Source organism: Flavivirga aquimarina, assembly GCF_030540835.1.
Taxonomy (GTDB): Bacteria; Bacteroidota; Bacteroidia; order Flavobacteriales; family Flavobacteriaceae; genus Flavivirga; species Flavivirga aquimarina.
The window spans coordinates 1-17,299 of sequence record NZ_JAUOEK010000025.1 but is presented as its reverse complement, the minus strand read 5'-3'; the positions used below and the strand labels follow the sequence as shown (position 1 = coordinate 17,299).

Here is a 17,299-nt window from a genome sequence, read left to right as displayed (position 1 = left end):
TGGTTATAGCGATGGGGCTCACCTCTTACCATTCCGAACAGAGAAGTTAAGCCCATTAGCGCCGATGGTACTGCATTTGTGGGAGAGTAGGTCGTTGCCTTTTTTGAATCCCGATTCTTTTTTTAGAATCGGGATTTTTTTGTTTTATATGTAAGGATATAATAGTTCTTAGACTAATGAAAAATTATTCTATATTGCAGTTTATTTAACTATTTTAGTATCCATGAATATTATTATTAAATCTACACTTAGTACATTACAAAAGTCTCAATATTTATTAAATAATTTAGATGATACTATTCTAAGTAACACTTCTGTGTCACCTTATAAATCGAGTGTAGGATCTCATTTGAGACATATTTTAGATTTTTACGATTGCATTTTAAATATTAAAAATGGCTGTATCGATTTAACGGCTAGGAAGAGAGACAATAAAATTGAAACTTGTTGTGATTCTGCTAAAGCTTATCTATCAACCTTGATGGAGAAACTTAGCAATTTAGAAAAGAATCATGATGAAACGATTTGTGTCATTGATGACTTAGGACTTGGAAAAATAGAAATGCCATATACCATGGCTGCTCTGTTAGCTCAAGCTAATAGTCATACGATACATCACTATGCCATTATAAATTATATATTAGATAGGTTGGGTGTTATTATTGATGATAATGATTTTGGTTATAATCCAACGACTCCAAAAGAGACAGCATATTAGTGTTATTTTTTAAACATACTATCTAATATGGTATTTAGCCCTTTAAAAGCTAAATAAATGGCTAACCCACATACAATAATAGCCACAATTAGAATAGGGATATACAAAGGCTTTTCTTGGTTAATAAAAGCAATATAGATAAGTAATGGACCTAAAAACATAGCACCTAAAGAAATTCCCATTATTTTTAGCCCTTTTACAAGAACCTCACGATTGGTTTTTTTAGTTTCCATTATTATAATTTTTAATAGCTAAACGTACATTACCATATTTTGTTAGTAATTGTTGAGCTTCTTTTTCTGAAATGTTTAATTCATTCATAATCATTTTAGTACCCCTATCAACTAATTTGTTATTGCTTAGTTGCATATCAACCATTTTGTTTCCTTTTATATGACCTAGTTGAATCATTGTAGAAGTTGTAATCATATTAAGGACTAACTTTTGTGCTGTTCCTGCTTTCATTCTGGAACTACCGGTAACAAATTCTGGGCCTACTATGATTTCAATGGGAAATTGTGCTGTTTGTGATAACGGACTATTATGATTGCATGTAATGCATCCTGTAACAATGTTGTTTTGGTTACACGTTTCCAGAGCAGCTATAACGTATGGTGTCGTACCTGAAGCAGCAATGCCTACAACAACATCATTTGAACTTATATTATACTCCTGAAGATCTTTCCATCCTTGAGTTGTAGAGTCTTCAGCATATTCTACTGCTTTTCTTATGGCTGTATCACCACCAGCAATAAGACCAATTACTAAGTCGTGAGAGACTCCAAATGTAGGAGGACATTCTGATGCATCAAGAATACCTAAACGGCCACTAGTACCAGCCCCCATATAAAATAACCGTCCACCCAGTTTAAGCTTTTCTACTATTTGTTCTATTAATTTTTCTATATAAGGTAGTGCTTTCTCTACAGCTAAAGGCACTGTTTTATCTTCGTTATTAATGCTGCTTAACAATTCATTAATACTCATCTTTTCCAGATGGTCGTAATTGGAATCCTGTTCTGTTGTTTTGATAAAACTCATGATTCAAAAGTATGAATTAATCATCAGTTTTAATCATAAAGAATATCGTCAGCCTCAATTTTTTTGTCATTTATAAAATCGTAAAGTGTAAGTTGCCTTAAAATGTAGTAATCTATCCAAAAGTCTTCAAGAGAATTGAGATATTTCACAACAGCTTGATCTTTTTTCTCTTGACTGATATTTAAGTCTGTTATAGTTATTTTCCCAAGAACATATCTTTTTTTTGTTATTTCATAACTTTTATCTGCAATTTCTCTAGCTTTTTGTGATGTGATTAAAAAATCCCTTTTGCTAGACCAATTAAGTACATGTAGATAAATTTCTTGCTCAAATTCTTGTTTGTCCTGTTCTATATCATTATTTGTTAAATCTAAATTAGCCTTTGCCATTTTACGTTCAGATTTTGAAATGCCCCAATCGAAGATGGGAATGCCTATGTTTAATGATACATATTGTTGTTTGTTGTAATTATTGAATAAGTTATTAAACTCATTTCCATTTTGAGAAATTCCTAAGTTAGCATTAAGACTCATTTCCAACTTATTATTCCCTTTAGCTCTAGCCAATTCATTTTCTGCTTGCAATCGTTTTCTTCTAAATTCTATGACAGCTTTTCTATTTGACTTTGCTTCTTCAATGGCTTTACTAATGTCCACTTCAAAAAGAGCAAGTTCTTCAGGAATCCTTAATTCTATGTTTTCATTATCTAACCTTAAAAAACGCGAAATGTTTTGAGAAGTACGTTTTAATTCTATGGTATTTGTAGTAACATTGTTTTTGGAGTTTAAGAGAGATAATTCCATTTGCAATAATTCGTTCTCAGCAATTTTCCCCATTTTAAAGCGCCCTTGCGAAATTTGATATAACGTGTCTTGGTTCGATAAGTTTTGTTCAGAAATTTTTAACTGCATTTGAGCTTTAAGCAAACTAAAGTAATACCTACATGTATTTATCGAAATTTGTTCCATTGTTTCAATAAAATCTCTTTTTGATTCTTCATAAATTAGGGGTTCAATTTTTTTATCCCACTTAAAACTATTGTAAAAAAGGGAACTTTGACGGTATTGAATTGAAAATGGAATAACTGAATAGGTTGTGAGATCACTATCGCCAAAAAGATCTACTCTTTGTAAATTAGAGTATACAGATAGGGAGCCTCCTGTATAGGGTATGTTTTGAGATATAGATAAACCACCTGCCAGAAATAATTGATTTTGATTAACAAAACGATCCTGCCCTTCATCATCTGTTTGTCTTATTACAGTATTGCTAAACTCTGGTAATGTAGCATCCAGTCTTAATTGCGGCAAAAAGCGTGCTTTGTAATTTTTAAAACGCCAATAACTTGCTTGATTTTGGTTTAAGTTTCTTTGATAATCTGGCGATTGTTTTTGTGCTTTTTTAATAGCTTCTTCAAGTGTTATTTCTTTTGATTGCGAAAAAGCTATTAAAGGCAAAATAGAGAGTAATAGTATGTGGAATATTTTTTTCATGGGTTTATAATATTAGTAGCAAATTGATATTTAACCATTTTTTTGAAAAACATTAACTTGTTTTAATTAACCTGCTATGAGGGCTTTATTTTTTATTCTGTTCTTAAAGCTTCGATAGGTCTTTTCTTAGCGGCTGCTTTAGCCGGAAATATTCCAAAAACGAGTCCCACAATTACAGCTATAAAGAATGACAGCATGATTGAGGAAATAGATAGAACGGTTTCTATACCAGAGACTATTTCAATAATATAGGCTCCTATAACTCCAACTATAATTCCAATAACACCACCGCCTACACTAATAAGGACAGATTCTGATAGGAATTGTAGAATAACATCTTCTTGAGTAGCTCCAATAGCTCTTATAATACCTATTTCTTTTGTACGTTCTAATACAGAAGCCAACATAATATTCATGATGCCTATACCGCCTATGAGTAATGAAATACCTGCAATGATAATTAACACGATATTAAAAATTTGCTTTGTTTTCTGCTGTTGTTTTAGAAGTTGAATAGGAATGGTTATTTCAAAATCCAATACATCATTATGTCTTCTTTTAAGCATTTTGCTTAATACTTCGGCTGTTGCTTTTAGTTTGTCAGAGCTAGAAACCTGGACAGTAAGTTTGTCTATTTGATGGTAATTACCTCTAGGGATTCTATTTTTTGGACCATTTTGATTGTTGTTATTATTTACATTGATATCATCGGTTATTATTTTTCTATCTCTATAACGAACTAGAAATGTTTTGATAGGAATGTATACGTCTTGATTCAAATCCCTTATACCCAAATTCTCTTGAGCCTTGTCGGAAATTAGTTTCTCTTCAATAACTCCAATGATTTGCAACCAGACATCTTTAACTTTAATTTGCTTGCCAAGAGCACTTTCTCCTGTAAATAATTTTTTCTCTACTTTTCTTCCAATTATACAAACGGGCAAAGCATTTTCAGATTGGTATTTTGAGAAAAACTTCCCTTTTTCGATACCAATATTTGAAGATTCAAAAAACGATGCTGTAACGCCAATAAGTTTAACGGAATTTTGTTTACCGTTGTTAATTACATAGGTATTTAGTATAATTTCTGGACTAACAATTTCAACACTAGGGATATAGTCTTTAACGCTTAAGGCGTCTAACATATCTAAGCCTTTTGAAAATTTTTTGGTTTTACTATTTTCTTCTCCTGTATCTTCTTCACTATCTTCTGTGTCTTCATCGTCAGGAATTGGTGTTACCACTATATTATTAACGCCAACCAATTCTAGTTGTGATAATATTTCTTTTTCGGCACCATTTCCAATAGCTAACATGGTAATTACAGCAGCTACGCCAAAAATAATTCCCAAAGCAGTTAAGAAAGTTCTAAATTTATTGGTTTTGATTAGCCGAAATGCTTCTGTGAAATTAGATTTTAATTTTTCTAAAAGTATTTTATCTATCATTAGTTGTCTAATAATGTTATACTTTTATCATCTGTATCTTCTGGTTTGTTTAGATAAACCGTTTCGCCTTCTTTTAATCCTTTGATGATTATAACTTCTTCATTATTGGATAAACCTAATTCTACTTGTTTTTTCTGAATGGAATAGCCCGATTTGACATAGGAATAACTAATAGAATCTTTAGAGAATATAGCTTCCAGAGGCACAGTTATTACATCTTCTTCTTCGTGTGTTAATATTCTATTAGAAGTTGTCATGCCTGGTCTAATATTATTATTGGTTTCGTTTAATTTGATTAAAACCTGAAAAAGTTTAATATCTGAACCTCTTTTGTTTTCACCTATATTTGCAACTTGTGTCACTTCACCTTCCAATTCAATGTTAGGAAAAGCATCAAAGCCAACTTTTACAGGAAGCCCTTTTTCTATTTTTCTAATATCTACTTCGTTGCTATAGGTTTTAGATTCCATTTTTGTTAAATCCGGTAGACTAGCAATTGAAGGGTCCCAAGGGGATAAAGTAGATCCTGTTTTTCTTTTCGACCCGTTTCGTTCTTTAATATAAGTTACCATACCTTCATCCTCTGAGTAGATGGTAAACGCTTTTTGTAAATTTGTTAAATCTTCTATTTGTTTTTTGATTTTTGAAACTTCGGTACCAACTTGAATCATTTTAGCATTGGCTTGTCTTTTTTTGATTGAATAATCTTCTCTTTTTTCCTTTAAATCACGTTCGTTTTTTTCAATTTTTATTTCCAGTTGCCTGATGGTAGCGGGGGGCTCATAAACAGAACGAGTCAATTCAAGTTTATTCTCTTCTATAGTAAAAAGAAGATCTTTAATCGTATTCCGTTCTTGCTTTAAGGTAAGCGTTGTATCAAGTTGTTGTTGTGTGTATTTAGATTGTGCATTTTCTAAATTCAACATAGCATCATTAATTTTTCCATTAACTTCTGAAGGGTCTAATTTGCCTATATATTCTCCTTTTTTTACTATAGTGCCTTCAGCTACTAAGTCCTGTATTTTTAAATTGTAAATCCTAAATCTCATGGCATTGCCAGGACCTTTTATTTTCTTAGAACTTGTTGATTGTGCTTCTCCGGAAATTATAACTTCGCTTATAAATTTTCCTTTTTTAACCTCTACGGTAATGGGTTTGTTTTCACTACTAGTACTTCCAAACAGAGAATATGAAATTGCAAGAACAACTAAGAAAGCTCCAATAATGAGGAATTTTTTTTTAGACATGATTTGTTTTAGTTTGATTGATGATGGTTATAAAAGTATATAAGTGAACTTTTATTTTTGTTAATATCATCATAAATTATACCACAAATCACTTTTTTGTCTATAACATAAATAAAAAAAAACAAATAAGTAAGAAATTTACTCAATTGTATAAACAAAAATTGAGGATTCTGAAACTCTAAAATATCCTAAAGGATAGTTACTTGGATTAGTTTGGTTGATGCAATTACCTCTTACTGTTGCGGGTTGAGTTTCAAAAGGATCGCCAAACTCATCATCGGTTTGTTGTGATAAAATATTCAGAAATTCGAAGTTACGTTCAGAAATCCCCGAACTCTTAATCCTTAGTTCATCACCCGCTTTTAAGCCTTCCTCTGAAAAAAAAGCAAAAATTTGGTTTCCGTCAGTAAACTCATCATCATAAACTTCAAGGTTTATAGAGTTATTTTTAATAATAATAAACTCAATTAAATAAAAGTTTTCAATATTAGCAGGGTCGTTGTAATATGCTTTTATTTCGGTTTCATTGCCGGTAAAACCACCATCATTTTTTTGTTCTACAAACTCTATTGGAACAACAGGTGTTAAGGTTTCGGTTGCCGTATATGTTTCATTATTATAAAGTATGGTAAGGTTGTAAATACCATTAAGTACGGGTAGAAAATTATTATTATTATAGATACCCGTATTTTCTAATTCATTAAAATTAAAAACATTATTGTTAGAATCTGTAATAGTTACAGTCGCACCAGATGCTGGAGGAACTGTTTGGTCAAAATATGGAGCTGTTAGGCTTAGTTGAATTGATTGCGTATTTCCATTGGTTCCTTTTACCCAGTCTAAAGATGCATCAATGACCAGTCTTGGTTCGGCATTATTCAAATCTAATTCAATAACATCTTGACAGGATGCTATTGGAAGTAGACAAAAAACTAATATGTATTTTAATTTTTTCACAATTTTAAAGTTTAAAATTATAAGACACAGATGGTACGATTCCGAAAATAGCTAATTGATTAGCTTCATTTAACCCTGTAACTATATCTTTGGAAAAAGTGATAGAAGCTGCATTTTTACGATTGTATATATTGTATAAGCCAAATACCCAATAACTTTTCCAACCTTTGGTTTTTTTAGGTTTTGGTGTGTAGTTAAACGAAATATCTAATCTATTATATGATGGTAGTCTATCTGAATTTCTACCATTATAATTAGGAATAGTTATACCATTGAATATATATTGTCCATTTGGAAATGTTGCAGGTTGCCCGGTTTGGAATAAAAAATTAACATTAATTTTCCATTTGCTATTCCAATTATAGTTTCCGGTAAAAGAAATATCATGGGTTTTATCAAAGGCTGTTTTATACCAATTACCATTATTAATTCCCAGTTCGGTTGCTGTTCGTCCTGGTGTTTGTTGTTCAGATTTTGATAGTGTATATGCCACCCATCCTTTAAATCTACCTTCGTTTTTACGAAGTAATACTTCTAAACCATATGCTCTAGATTTTCCATTTAATATCACTTGTTCGATGGCATTATTTGCTATTAAATCGGCACCATCTATATAGTCAATTCTATTTTTTACAGTTTTGTAAAAACTCTCTAGTTCCAGAGAGTAGTTATTATTGTTAAAGTTTTTATAATACCCAATGGCATATTGATCGAGTAATTGCGGTTTTATATATTTACCACTAGGTGTCCAAATATCTAGTGGTGTTGGTGAGTTGGTATTTGACAATAAATGTAAATATTGACTCATTCTATTGTAACTTAACTTTATAGAATTTTCAGAATTTAATTGATAAGCTAAAGATGCTCTAGGCTCTAGATTAAAAAAACTTTTAATAACATCACTTCGTTTAAAGGTTTGTGTTCCTATAGGAGTCGCTTTTTCATAAATTTGAAAATCTTCGTTAAATACAACCGCTTGATCATTTTCATAAAGATTAAGTTCATCTTGTCCAAAACGATGAAAAGTACTTAAGCGTAAACCATAAGATAAAGCTAATTTATCCGATAGCTTATGTTCTGTGTCTAAATAAACAGCATTTTCAAAAGCGTATTTATCAATTAATTTAAACGGATTAATGCCCGAGGATTCTACGGTCGGTTTTATATCACCCGGGTTAAACTTATAATAAATACTATTTAAGCCATATTGAAGTTTAATTTTATCACTGATATAATGTTTAAAATCATATTTTAAATTAAAATTCTGAATACCAGAAACCCAATCAAATTCTACAAAACTTAATTTTAAATCATAATAATAGTCGGAATAAATTAAAGATAGATTGGAAAAGAGTTTATCTGAAAATAAATGATTCCATCTAAAGTTTAAAACGGAATTGCCATAAATATTTTCAAATGTATCTTCAATTCTAAAAACATCCCGCCCAAAATATCCTGATAGGTAAATGTTATTTCTATGGTTTATTTTATAGCTTAATTTGGTGTTTAAATCATAGAAATACGCAATATTATCAATATCAAAAAGCGGTAAAAATAGATGTGCATAACTTGATCTGCCACCAAAAAGAAAGGATCCTTTTTCTTTTTTTATTGGACCTTCTACAAGTAATCTACTTGATATAATACCAATACCTCCATTTATATGTAATTCTTTATTGTTTCCTTCTTTTTGGTAAATATCTAATACAGATGAAACTCTACCTCCATAACGAGCTGGAATACCACCTTTATATAGACGAAGATCTTTAATAGCATCTGGATTAAAAACAGAAAAGAAACCAAATAAATGTGATGAATTATAAATTGTTGCCTCGTCTAAAAGTATTAAGTTTTGATCTACTGAACCTCCTCTTACATTGAATCCCGAAGCTCCTTCACCAGCACTAGTAACACCCGGAAGTAAAGTGATAGCTTTTATAATATCTGCTTCTCCAAGCACAACTGGGATGTCTTTTATTGTGGCAGAGGTTAGTTTGTTAACACTCATTTGGGGTGTTTTTATATTGAGTGTTTCAATATTTTTGGTAATAACTATTTCCTCTAAATTTTCTAATGAGTTGGTTAAACTAAAATTTTTAATAATATTACCAGAAAGTGTAATCGTTTCATTTTTAGTGGTGAAACCTAAGTAGCTAATAATTATTTTGTATGTGCCTTCTGGTAGCGTTATGGAATAAAACCCATATTCGTTTGTAGTTGTTCCTGCTTGAATCTCAGGGAAAATAATACTAACACCGATAAGTGTTTCGTTACTTTTTTCTTCTAAAATGTTACCGCTCAATGTGAATTTTTGTTGAGCTTTTATTGATACAATGTTAAAACATAATGAGAAAAGAAACCATAATAGTAGGTTTTTCATGCAACGGCTATTTTTTATAAAAGTATAAAAAAAGCTCCTAAAAGGAGCTTTTAAATATTCTTTATAAAATATTCTTCTATTGTAAAATATTATTAAATATTTCACTTGGTCTCATAACTTTATTGATAAGGGTTTGATTAGGCTCATAATAACCTCCTATATCTGTTGAGACACCTTGTATATCGTTTAGCTCTTTTACGATTGCAGCTTCACTATCTGTTAATTGCTTAGCAATAGGCATAAACTCTGCTTTTAAGGCTTCATCTTTTGTTTGATTTGCTAATTCTTGTGCCCAATACATCGCCAAGTAAAAGTGGCTTCCTCTATTGTCTAATTCACCAGCTTTTCTTGAAGGCCCTTTTCTGTTTTCCAATAATTTATCGGTAGCATCATCTAACGTTTCTCCTAAAACTTTAGCTTTTGCGTTATTATTAACGTCACTAAAATGTTCTAAAGACACTGCCAAAGCTAAAAATTCACCTAAAGAATCCCAACGTAAGTGATTTTCTTCTAATAATTGTTGTACATGTTTTGGTGCAGAGCCACCAGCACCGGTTTCAAATAAACCACCTCCATTCATTAATGGAACGATTGATAGCATTTTTGCACTTGTGCCTACTTCTAATATTGGGAATAAATCTGTTAAATAATCACGTAATACATTACCAGATACAGAAATAGTATCTTTTCCTTCTATAATTCTTTCGCAAGTAAAGATTGTCGCATCAATAGGGGATAAGATTCTTAAATCTAATCCGTTTGTATCGTGATCTTTTAAATATTTATTTACTTTTTTAATTAATTGGGCATCATGTGCTCTATTTTCATTTAACCAAAAAACAGCAGGTGTTTGTGATGCTCTTGCTCTAGTTACAGCTAATTTTACCCAGTCTTGAATTGGTGCGTCTTTAACTTGACACATTCTCCAGATATCACCTTCTTCTACAGTATGCTCTAATAGTGTATTTCCAGAGGCATCAACAACACGAACGGTTCCACTAGTCTCTATTTCGAAAGTTTTATCATGAGATCCATACTCTTCGGCTTTTTGAGCCATAAGTCCAACATTAGGAACGGTTCCCATTGTGGTTGGATCAAAAGCACCATGTTTTTTACAAAAATCTATAGTTGCTGCATAAACTCCTGCATAGCTACTATCTGGAATAATAGCTTTGGTGTCTTGAAGTTTTCCATCTGCATTCCACATTTGCCCAGATGTACGAATCATTGCTGGCATAGAGGCATCAATAATAACATCACTTGGTACGTGTAGGTTTGTAATACCTTTATCACTATTTACCATAGCAATGGCAGGCCCTTTTTGGTAAACAGCAGCAATATCTGCTTCTATTTCTTTGCGTTTAGCATCAGGAAGTTCTTCAATTCTACTTAAAAGATTACTAACTCCAGAATTTACATTAACATCTAATTCTTTTATTAAATCACCATGTTTTTCAAACACATCTTTATAGTATGCTTTTACGGCATGACCAAATATAATAGGATCACTAACTTTCATCATAGTCCCTTTCATATGTAAAGAAAAGAGCAGGTCGTTATTTCTGGCATCTGCAACTTGTTCATCTAAAAATGAGACAAGAGCCTTTTTGCTCATAACTGTAGAGTCGATTATTTCTCCTTCTAGTAAAGCAATGTTATCTTTTAAAATGGTGGCATTACCGTTATTATCTGTATGTTGTATTTTTACACTTGTAGCTTCTGGTATAGTAACCGATTTTTCATTATGGGCAAAATCTCCAGACTCCATAGTGGCTACATGTGTTTTAGAATCGCTAGTCCATACGCCCATTGAGTGTGGGTTCTTTTTTGCATAATTCTTAACAGCTTTTGGAGCACGTCTATCTGAGTTCCCTTCACGAAGTACAGGGTTTACTGCACTACCTTTAATTTTATCGTAACGCGACTTAATATCTTTTTCGGAATCGTTTTTTGGATTGTCGGGATAATTAGGAATACCAAAACCTTGTGATTGTAATTCTTTTATCGCACCTTTTAATTGTGGTATAGAGGCACTTATATTAGGTAATTTTATAATATTAGCTTCTGGTTTTTTAGCTAATTCACCAAGAAATGCTAGGTCGTCTGAAACACGTTGGTCTTCATTCAAAAAATCAGGAAAAACAGCTAAAATTCTGGCAGCTAAAGAGATATCTCTTGTTTCAATATTAATCCCTGAAGACTTAACAAACGCTTTAACAATGGGTAAAAATGAATGCGTTGCCAAAGCTGGGGCTTCATCAGTTTTTGTATAAATAATTTTAGACATGGTGTCGTTTTTTTAGAATTATTATAAAGCTAAAAACCTGCTTATATGTAGATTCGTTTTTAGCCTTGCGAATATACAAAAATGCATTATTAAAAATGTTCAAATATTGTATGAAAAACAATTAAGAATGAATAGATTTAGCAGAATAGTAAATTTTTTTGAAGAGCGTAAAGGATTTAATAAAAAACAGGTACTGAAGTTATAAAATAACAAAAGCCATATCACGAAGAATTTAATCTTCTTTGACATGGCTTTCTTTGAAATAACATAACGTGATCTAATTAGTATCCCTACTAAATCGGTTTAAACTTGCATTTAAACCTTTTCAATTCAAGTGCTATTATTTCAATGAAACACATTAGTAATTTTCAATATGCATTGACCTACTACTAAATATGTTTCTGTTAATTGTTTTCCTTGATGCTTAAAATCGCACTTTTCGTTTTCACGTCAAGTTTGTTTAAAGCATTGCTCTCATTACAACATACGCTTTCGCTTCTGCTGCTTTTTAAGCTTTCAACTACACCAGTTGCTAACTGCTCTCACATTTAGGACTTCTTGTAATATCATGGTTTTTAGCTTACACACGCATACACGTGGTGCTATAAAACCTCAAAAAACAATTATAATAAAGAACGTTACCTTATTTAGAATACAATACAAATTCATGTTGCCATGAAACCAACCAAGGTTGTTATCGTTTCTTCTGCTAATATAGAATCAGAAATTAAGAAAACAAACTTTTTAAGATATTAAATATCAACTACTTATAAACCGTACTTATTAACAATAGTTAATAAAAAAGCCTTGATTTTAAATCAAGGCTTTTAAATAATTGCTTTTGCAATAATATGTTATTAGTGTCTACTTTCTTTAATTCTGGCTTTTTTACCAGTAAGACCTCTAAAGTAATAGATTCTTGCTCTACGTACTTGACCACGTTTATTAACTTCTATTTTTTGTAAAGCTGGTAAGTTTATAGGGAATATACGTTCTACTCCAATAGATCCAGACATTTTTCTAATGGTAAAAGTTTCTGATGTTCCAGATCCTCTTCTTTGTATTACTGTACCTCTAAAATACTGAGTTCTTGTTTTATTACCCTCTTTAATTTCGTAATAAACAGTAATAGTATCTCCAGATCCAAATTCTGGAAGGTCTTTTCTTGTTACAAATTCGTCTTGTACAAATTTTACTAAAGATTCCATATCTTTAAATTTAATTATAATTAATTCAGAACAACATTCACGATTCTCGCCAGAGGTTAACCCGAAATTGGGTGCAAAAATAAGTATTAATTCATAACCTACAATCTTTTATTTATATTTTTTTGGTTCTCTTTCAGGTCAGGTTAGTAGTTTAGGAGCGAAGTCGAAGGTCTTCTGTCTTTAGCACGGGCTTCAACAATCTTAAAAGGATTGATAGTAAAGTGTGATTTTAAGTAAAAGTATGTTTGTTTTTATAGAAAACGCTAGGCTCCTTTAAGTAGATAAGGCACCTTCCTTTTCGGAATACTTTTATTATTTTTTTCTTTGATATTTATAGCTACAGCCTTCAATACAAATTGGTCCGCTAATTGGTGTGAGGATAAAATAATCCGATAAAAAATCCAATTTATATGTAATAAAACCTTTCTCATTTTCTGATACTGGGTTAAATCCATTACAGGTATATTCCAAAAGCAATATATTTTCTTCTATCGAAAAATTACCAGTTGTACATTCTTTAAATCTATTTGAAAAAAATGTTCCATTTTCAAAAAAGTCAATTTCTTCTCCATTTTCAACATCCACCCAATATTGAGGCCCGCCTACACTAATATATGCTTCTATTTTTACCCATTTTCCTACTATTAAATTTTCATCAGCAGTTACTAGTTCACCCTTTGTATCATTACAAGCGATAAATAATAATAAAATCAATAAATAATAATACTTAAATTTCATTTCTATTTTTTTAATATAGATGCAATTTATCAATAAAGGTTGCGTCTAAATTATTGTTAACGTGTTTCTTGTATGGTTTCGTTGTGTTGGTTAGGAACTAAATTAGTAAATAAAACCACAACGCTGGAAAACCCTACGGATTTTCCGAGTATGTAAGGAGTGAACAATGAACTATACACTTTGTGCCTGTTGCACAAAACTAAAATACAGATAAAATGGTTATCTTTAGTTATGTAAGACAAGAAAGACTATCAAGAGAAATTATTTGCACAATTCCGACTCAGTGAACGGGTTCTCAAACACAATTTTTATCGTAGGTTAAAAGAGGCTCTAAATTTAGATTTTCTATATCCAATTAACCAAGATGTATTATGGAGAAAGCGGACAGAAGAGTACCGACCCTGTCGTTTTCTTTAAACTGTGCTTAGTAGGGTACAGTAGAGTCCGTCTTTGGAACGCTTACCCAGTATATGGGGCTTAGGAAAATAAACACTATCGGAATCAGGCAAGCCACAAGATAATGCTTCTCTTTGCTATGGGGCCTATAACCTCAAGAAATATCTAAAATTCATCTCTTAAACAGTGAAAAGTGATACCAAAGCAGTGTGTCATGCTATTTTAAACATAAAAGTATTAATCGATAATTTCAACGTATCTGCTAGATAGCCAACCAATTGGCTTGTAATCTTCAATGTGATTGTTTCCATCATAATATAGAGTTTCACCCGAATCTGGTTTTGAATCCATAACTACAAACCACCAGACTCTCCCTGTGCTATCTTTTGATTCTGCATAGACAGTTCCTGTATCTCCTGTTTTGTAAATCGCAGCTATATTTTGACCTTGAATCGCATTAAAGTCATACTCTCCATCTTTAGGACCTGCAGCGATTTCAGGTAAATATCTTAAATTGTAAGGCGTATTTCTAATCTCAAATTTTATTGGCTTTATCAAATCTGTAGGTATAGTCGTTAAGTCAATCTTTGCAACCGAATTAACAATCTCGAATTGTTGTTTTTTTGAATTATAATTAAAAGTCTCAATATTATCTACGTATCCACCACAACAGGCATAATCATAGATCATTAATTTCGTCTGATTTGGCTCAGTTTGTATAATATCTACAATCCGTCCAAAAAAATTCTGATTTTCCTCATAATGTTCTCCTATCAGTTTATAAATAACTACCATTTCTCCTTCTCCGCCATTCCATCCATTAAATATCAATTCATTAATATTATCGTTATTAATGTCAAATAGATGATATTTATCCATATTTTCTAATATGTATTCCAATTCTGGATAAGGATTTCCTTTTAAGAAATCATAGTTTGATTCAAGTAAATTAGTTGTCACTTTATCAGTCTCAATTTGACTCCAATCAAATTTGCTTTTGAAATCGAAATACTTAAAATCTTGACCAAAACAGGAGGTACTAATTACTAGGCTTATTATGTATAGTGTTGCTTTCATGGATATGTTTGTTAAGGAACATTGTTTAATTTTACTACTATCCCGGCTATTATTTTTATACGTTAGGCAACGTTTTTATTAATTCCGCTTTAGTTGTTTTATCTGCTTTTGACATTTCAAGTATAAATTCAGTCAGTTTAATTTCATCAATTTTCTTAATTTGCCCTAAATGTATATTTAATTCTTGAGCTCCAATCGCTTCGTTTAGTTTCACAGCACTTTTATAAATAACTCCTTTTTTCCTAGATGGCTTGAATTTTTTATCAATTATCAAGCAAATAAATTTTTGGCCATTAATATTTATTGGATAAGCATCGTGGATTAATTCCCAATTTATAAAATCACGATTTGCACTACGGTCAAAAATTCCGATTTCATTTATTATTATCATCGGTTTTTTGTCAATCAGATTGTAAATTCCGAGTGGATATCCGAGTCCAAAGAAACCAATACAAAGCCATCCCATAAGTGGTTTGTCTGCAAGCATCCAAATTCCGATTAGCACAAAAGGTGTGCATAGTAATATCAGTTGGATTGCTCTTTGTTTGGATTTATAAAGTTTTATTTCGGTCATTCTCAAATGTTGTCTGGCGATTCTTGTATGGTGTGTTTGCATCCCGCAGGGTGCATATGCACTATATAAATTGTTGTAGTGCGTTTTCTTTTAGGTTATTGTAAAATTCATTTTTATCAGCATTATCAGGCAATCCAGCGACTTGTCCATCTCCAAGTTCCATAATAATCCAGTCTCCATCTTTCTTTTTAGCAACATCCATTGTAAAGAATTTGCTATTAATATTTTGTGCTATTTCTTCAAAGTCGTCAAGTTCAGGTTTGGTTTCTCCATACTCTCCTTCGTCCCAATAGTCAAATACTTTTACTATTTTCTTATTGGCAAAAAAGATTCTAAACTCCTTGGTTAAAGGCATTCTACTTTTTGAGTGGTCAGTCAAAAATTCAAGTTCCTCGAACTGTCGGAATACTAAGCCTTCGTTTAATGAATCTCCTCTTAATTCAATAAACTTTTCTACAGTAGTTTTTACTTTACTCGAATCAGAAGCATTGGGTATAAAACAAGCCTCTTCCCAATTGTGTTTTTCAGATTTCACGAAGTCTTTTACTATTATTGGGCTATCTCCAAATTCCTTAGTCAGTTTAAGTATAGAGTCTTTATCTAATTTAGTTGTCCAATTTGATTTTGGAGTTTTCGATTCTATTTTTTCGTATGAATCAGGTAAATAATGACAGTGTTTATATTCAGCAGGGGAGTTTATCAACTTAATGTTCTTTTTTTGAAGTCCGTCATACAAATTTCGATATTGATTTGGAGTAAGCATCCAACCCCGATAAATTCCTAATTCTTTGTCTTCAGGTTCTTTTACAAATCTTAAAGCTGTTGCAATATTTCCATCCGTCAATTCCTCGAAGCTGATTAATGAAAGGTCAAATCCACAATTAACAGCAATTTTTTTTTCTTCTTCATAATCAGGTTCAATAACCTTATTATCAAATACACTATCGCAATATATTATTCTCACTATTTATTTTTTTATTCTTGCTTTTAATTTATTCCAAAAAGTTCGTTTTTTCTTCGAGTCTTCCTTTGTTAAATCAAAAGTTATTGAACTAACGTGCCCATCTTCATAATATTCAACATTATCAGCATCTTCTGCTCCAATATCTAAAAAGGCTTGAGTCAGATTTTCAGATTGTTCTCTTAAACCTTTCCAAACAGCTGAACCGAATACTCTGTTTTTGGCATCAGAGTATTCAAAATCAAAATCTTTTATTAAAGTCATAATTGTTTGCATTGGCGAAATTCCGATAACTTTTAAATCAGATATTAATTTGTCAAAACCCGTCCTATCCGAGAGTTCTTTATTTATGGAAATCAACTCATTTTTTTAATATTCTTTTGCTATTTCCTCTGCTTTACTTCTTGCAACCTCTCCGCCAATAAACCTTTCATCATACTCATTTGAACTATCAATTTGGATATCGTTATTTAGATTATCATAAACACACCACCACCAATAATCTTCGTCCATCCATTCAGCTCGAAGCATTAACCCAGACCATTTAGCTGTGCAATCATCTTTTAAATCACCCTCCCAAATTATCGTTTGATTATAATCTCTATTTTTTATTATTTCGTTCATTTTTTCATGCTGTCTTGTCCTAAAATATGGCTACAGGTTAAAATTGATTTTTACGCTGATAATTTATATACCATATTAGGTGTTTTATAATCTAAAGATAAGTGTAATCTTATTTCGTTGTATAAATTAATTGCATTTTTTGTAGCTCTC

16 protein-coding genes, 1 rRNA gene and 1 pseudogene are annotated in these 17,299 nt (G+C 31.4%); 3 read left to right on the top strand and 15 right to left on the bottom strand.

Translation table 11 applies throughout. The features are described from left to right. Positions 1-103 (top strand): 5S ribosomal RNA (rrf, locus tag Q4Q35_RS01485); the annotation flags it as partial. 120 nt (positions 104-223) lie between these two features. After that, a complete protein-coding gene (locus Q4Q35_RS01480) occupies positions 224-718 on the top strand; it encodes a DinB family protein (protein ID WP_303276148.1) in 495 nt (164 codons plus the stop codon). A 2-nt stretch (positions 719-720) separates the two neighbouring features. On the opposite strand, the gene Q4Q35_RS01475 is transcribed toward Q4Q35_RS01480, so the two are convergent. The 10 genes from Q4Q35_RS01475 to Q4Q35_RS01430 all read right to left on the bottom strand — a co-directional run bounded on the left by Q4Q35_RS01475 (position 721) and on the right by Q4Q35_RS01430 (position 13,517). Next, on the bottom strand, positions 721-951 hold the full coding sequence (locus tag Q4Q35_RS01475) for a DUF6095 family protein (RefSeq protein WP_303276147.1): 231 nt from the start codon (positions 949-951) through the stop codon (positions 721-723). Further along, positions 941-1,759, bottom strand: coding sequence for an N-acetylmuramic acid 6-phosphate etherase (gene murQ, locus Q4Q35_RS01470; protein ID WP_303276146.1), 819 nt, complete (start codon positions 1,757-1,759; stop codon positions 941-943). Before murQ ends, Q4Q35_RS01475 begins: the two co-directional genes overlap by 11 nt. Positions 1,760-1,788: 29 nt before the next feature. Continuing rightward, a complete protein-coding gene (locus tag Q4Q35_RS01465; protein WP_303276145.1) occupies positions 1,789-3,252 on the bottom strand; it encodes a TolC family protein in 1,464 nt (487 codons plus the stop codon). A gap of 92 nt (positions 3,253-3,344) precedes the next feature. Beyond that, positions 3,345-4,700 (bottom strand): ABC transporter permease, encoded by a 1,356-nt coding sequence (locus Q4Q35_RS01460; protein WP_303276144.1) that lies wholly within the window; start codon positions 4,698-4,700, stop codon positions 3,345-3,347. Further along, positions 4,700-5,947, bottom strand: coding sequence for an efflux RND transporter periplasmic adaptor subunit (locus Q4Q35_RS01455; RefSeq protein WP_303276143.1), 1,248 nt, complete (start codon positions 5,945-5,947; stop codon positions 4,700-4,702). Before Q4Q35_RS01455 ends, Q4Q35_RS01460 begins: the two co-directional genes overlap by 1 nt. A 138-nt stretch (positions 5,948-6,085) precedes the next feature. Further along, positions 6,086-6,904, bottom strand: coding sequence for a DUF4249 domain-containing protein (locus Q4Q35_RS01450; RefSeq protein ID WP_303276142.1), 819 nt, complete (start codon positions 6,902-6,904; stop codon positions 6,086-6,088). 4 nt (positions 6,905-6,908) lie between these two features. After that, positions 6,909-9,284: a TonB-dependent receptor gene (locus tag Q4Q35_RS01445; protein WP_303276141.1), complete on the bottom strand. Its 2,376-nt coding sequence runs from the start codon at positions 9,282-9,284 to the stop codon at positions 6,909-6,911. A gap of 76 nt (positions 9,285-9,360) precedes the next feature. Continuing rightward, the gene (locus tag Q4Q35_RS01440) at positions 9,361-11,571 is read right to left on the bottom strand and encodes an NADP-dependent isocitrate dehydrogenase (protein WP_303276140.1); all 2,211 of its coding nucleotides are present in this window, start codon (positions 11,569-11,571) and stop codon (positions 9,361-9,363) included. Positions 11,572-12,428: 857 nt separating this feature from the next. Continuing rightward, positions 12,429-12,779, bottom strand: coding sequence for a 50S ribosomal protein L19 (gene rplS / locus Q4Q35_RS01435; protein WP_303276139.1), 351 nt, complete (start codon positions 12,777-12,779; stop codon positions 12,429-12,431). 312 nt (positions 12,780-13,091) lie between these two features. After that, on the bottom strand, positions 13,092-13,517 hold the full coding sequence (locus tag Q4Q35_RS01430; RefSeq protein WP_303276138.1) for a hypothetical protein: 426 nt from the start codon (positions 13,515-13,517) through the stop codon (positions 13,092-13,094). A 240-nt stretch (positions 13,518-13,757) separates the two neighbouring features. Here Q4Q35_RS01430 and Q4Q35_RS22455 point away from each other — a divergent pair. Beyond that, positions 13,758-13,953: pseudogene (locus Q4Q35_RS22455) on the top strand (transposase); the annotation flags it as partial. A 197-nt stretch (positions 13,954-14,150) separates the two neighbouring features. Here Q4Q35_RS22455 and Q4Q35_RS01425 read toward each other — a convergent pair. The 5 genes from Q4Q35_RS01425 to Q4Q35_RS01405 all read right to left on the bottom strand — a co-directional run bounded on the left by Q4Q35_RS01425 (position 14,151) and on the right by Q4Q35_RS01405 (position 17,149). Next, positions 14,151-14,990: a hypothetical protein gene (locus tag Q4Q35_RS01425; protein ID WP_303276137.1), complete on the bottom strand. Its 840-nt coding sequence runs from the start codon at positions 14,988-14,990 to the stop codon at positions 14,151-14,153. A gap of 55 nt (positions 14,991-15,045) precedes the next feature. Next, on the bottom strand, positions 15,046-15,564 hold the full coding sequence (locus tag Q4Q35_RS01420; RefSeq protein ID WP_303276136.1) for an STM3941 family protein: 519 nt from the start codon (positions 15,562-15,564) through the stop codon (positions 15,046-15,048). A 61-nt stretch (positions 15,565-15,625) separates the two neighbouring features. After that, complete coding sequence (locus Q4Q35_RS01415) at positions 15,626-16,528, bottom strand: ATP-grasp domain-containing protein (protein ID WP_303276135.1); 903 nt, start codon at positions 16,526-16,528, stop codon at positions 15,626-15,628. Positions 16,529-16,531: 3 nt separating this feature from the next. Next, positions 16,532-16,885, bottom strand: a complete 354-nt coding sequence (locus Q4Q35_RS01410; protein ID WP_303276134.1) for a hypothetical protein — start codon at positions 16,883-16,885, stop codon at positions 16,532-16,534. Between the two features lie 9 nt (positions 16,886-16,894). Then, complete coding sequence (locus Q4Q35_RS01405; protein ID WP_303276133.1) at positions 16,895-17,149, bottom strand: hypothetical protein; 255 nt, start codon at positions 17,147-17,149, stop codon at positions 16,895-16,897. Between the last annotated feature and the right edge of the window lie 150 nt (positions 17,150-17,299).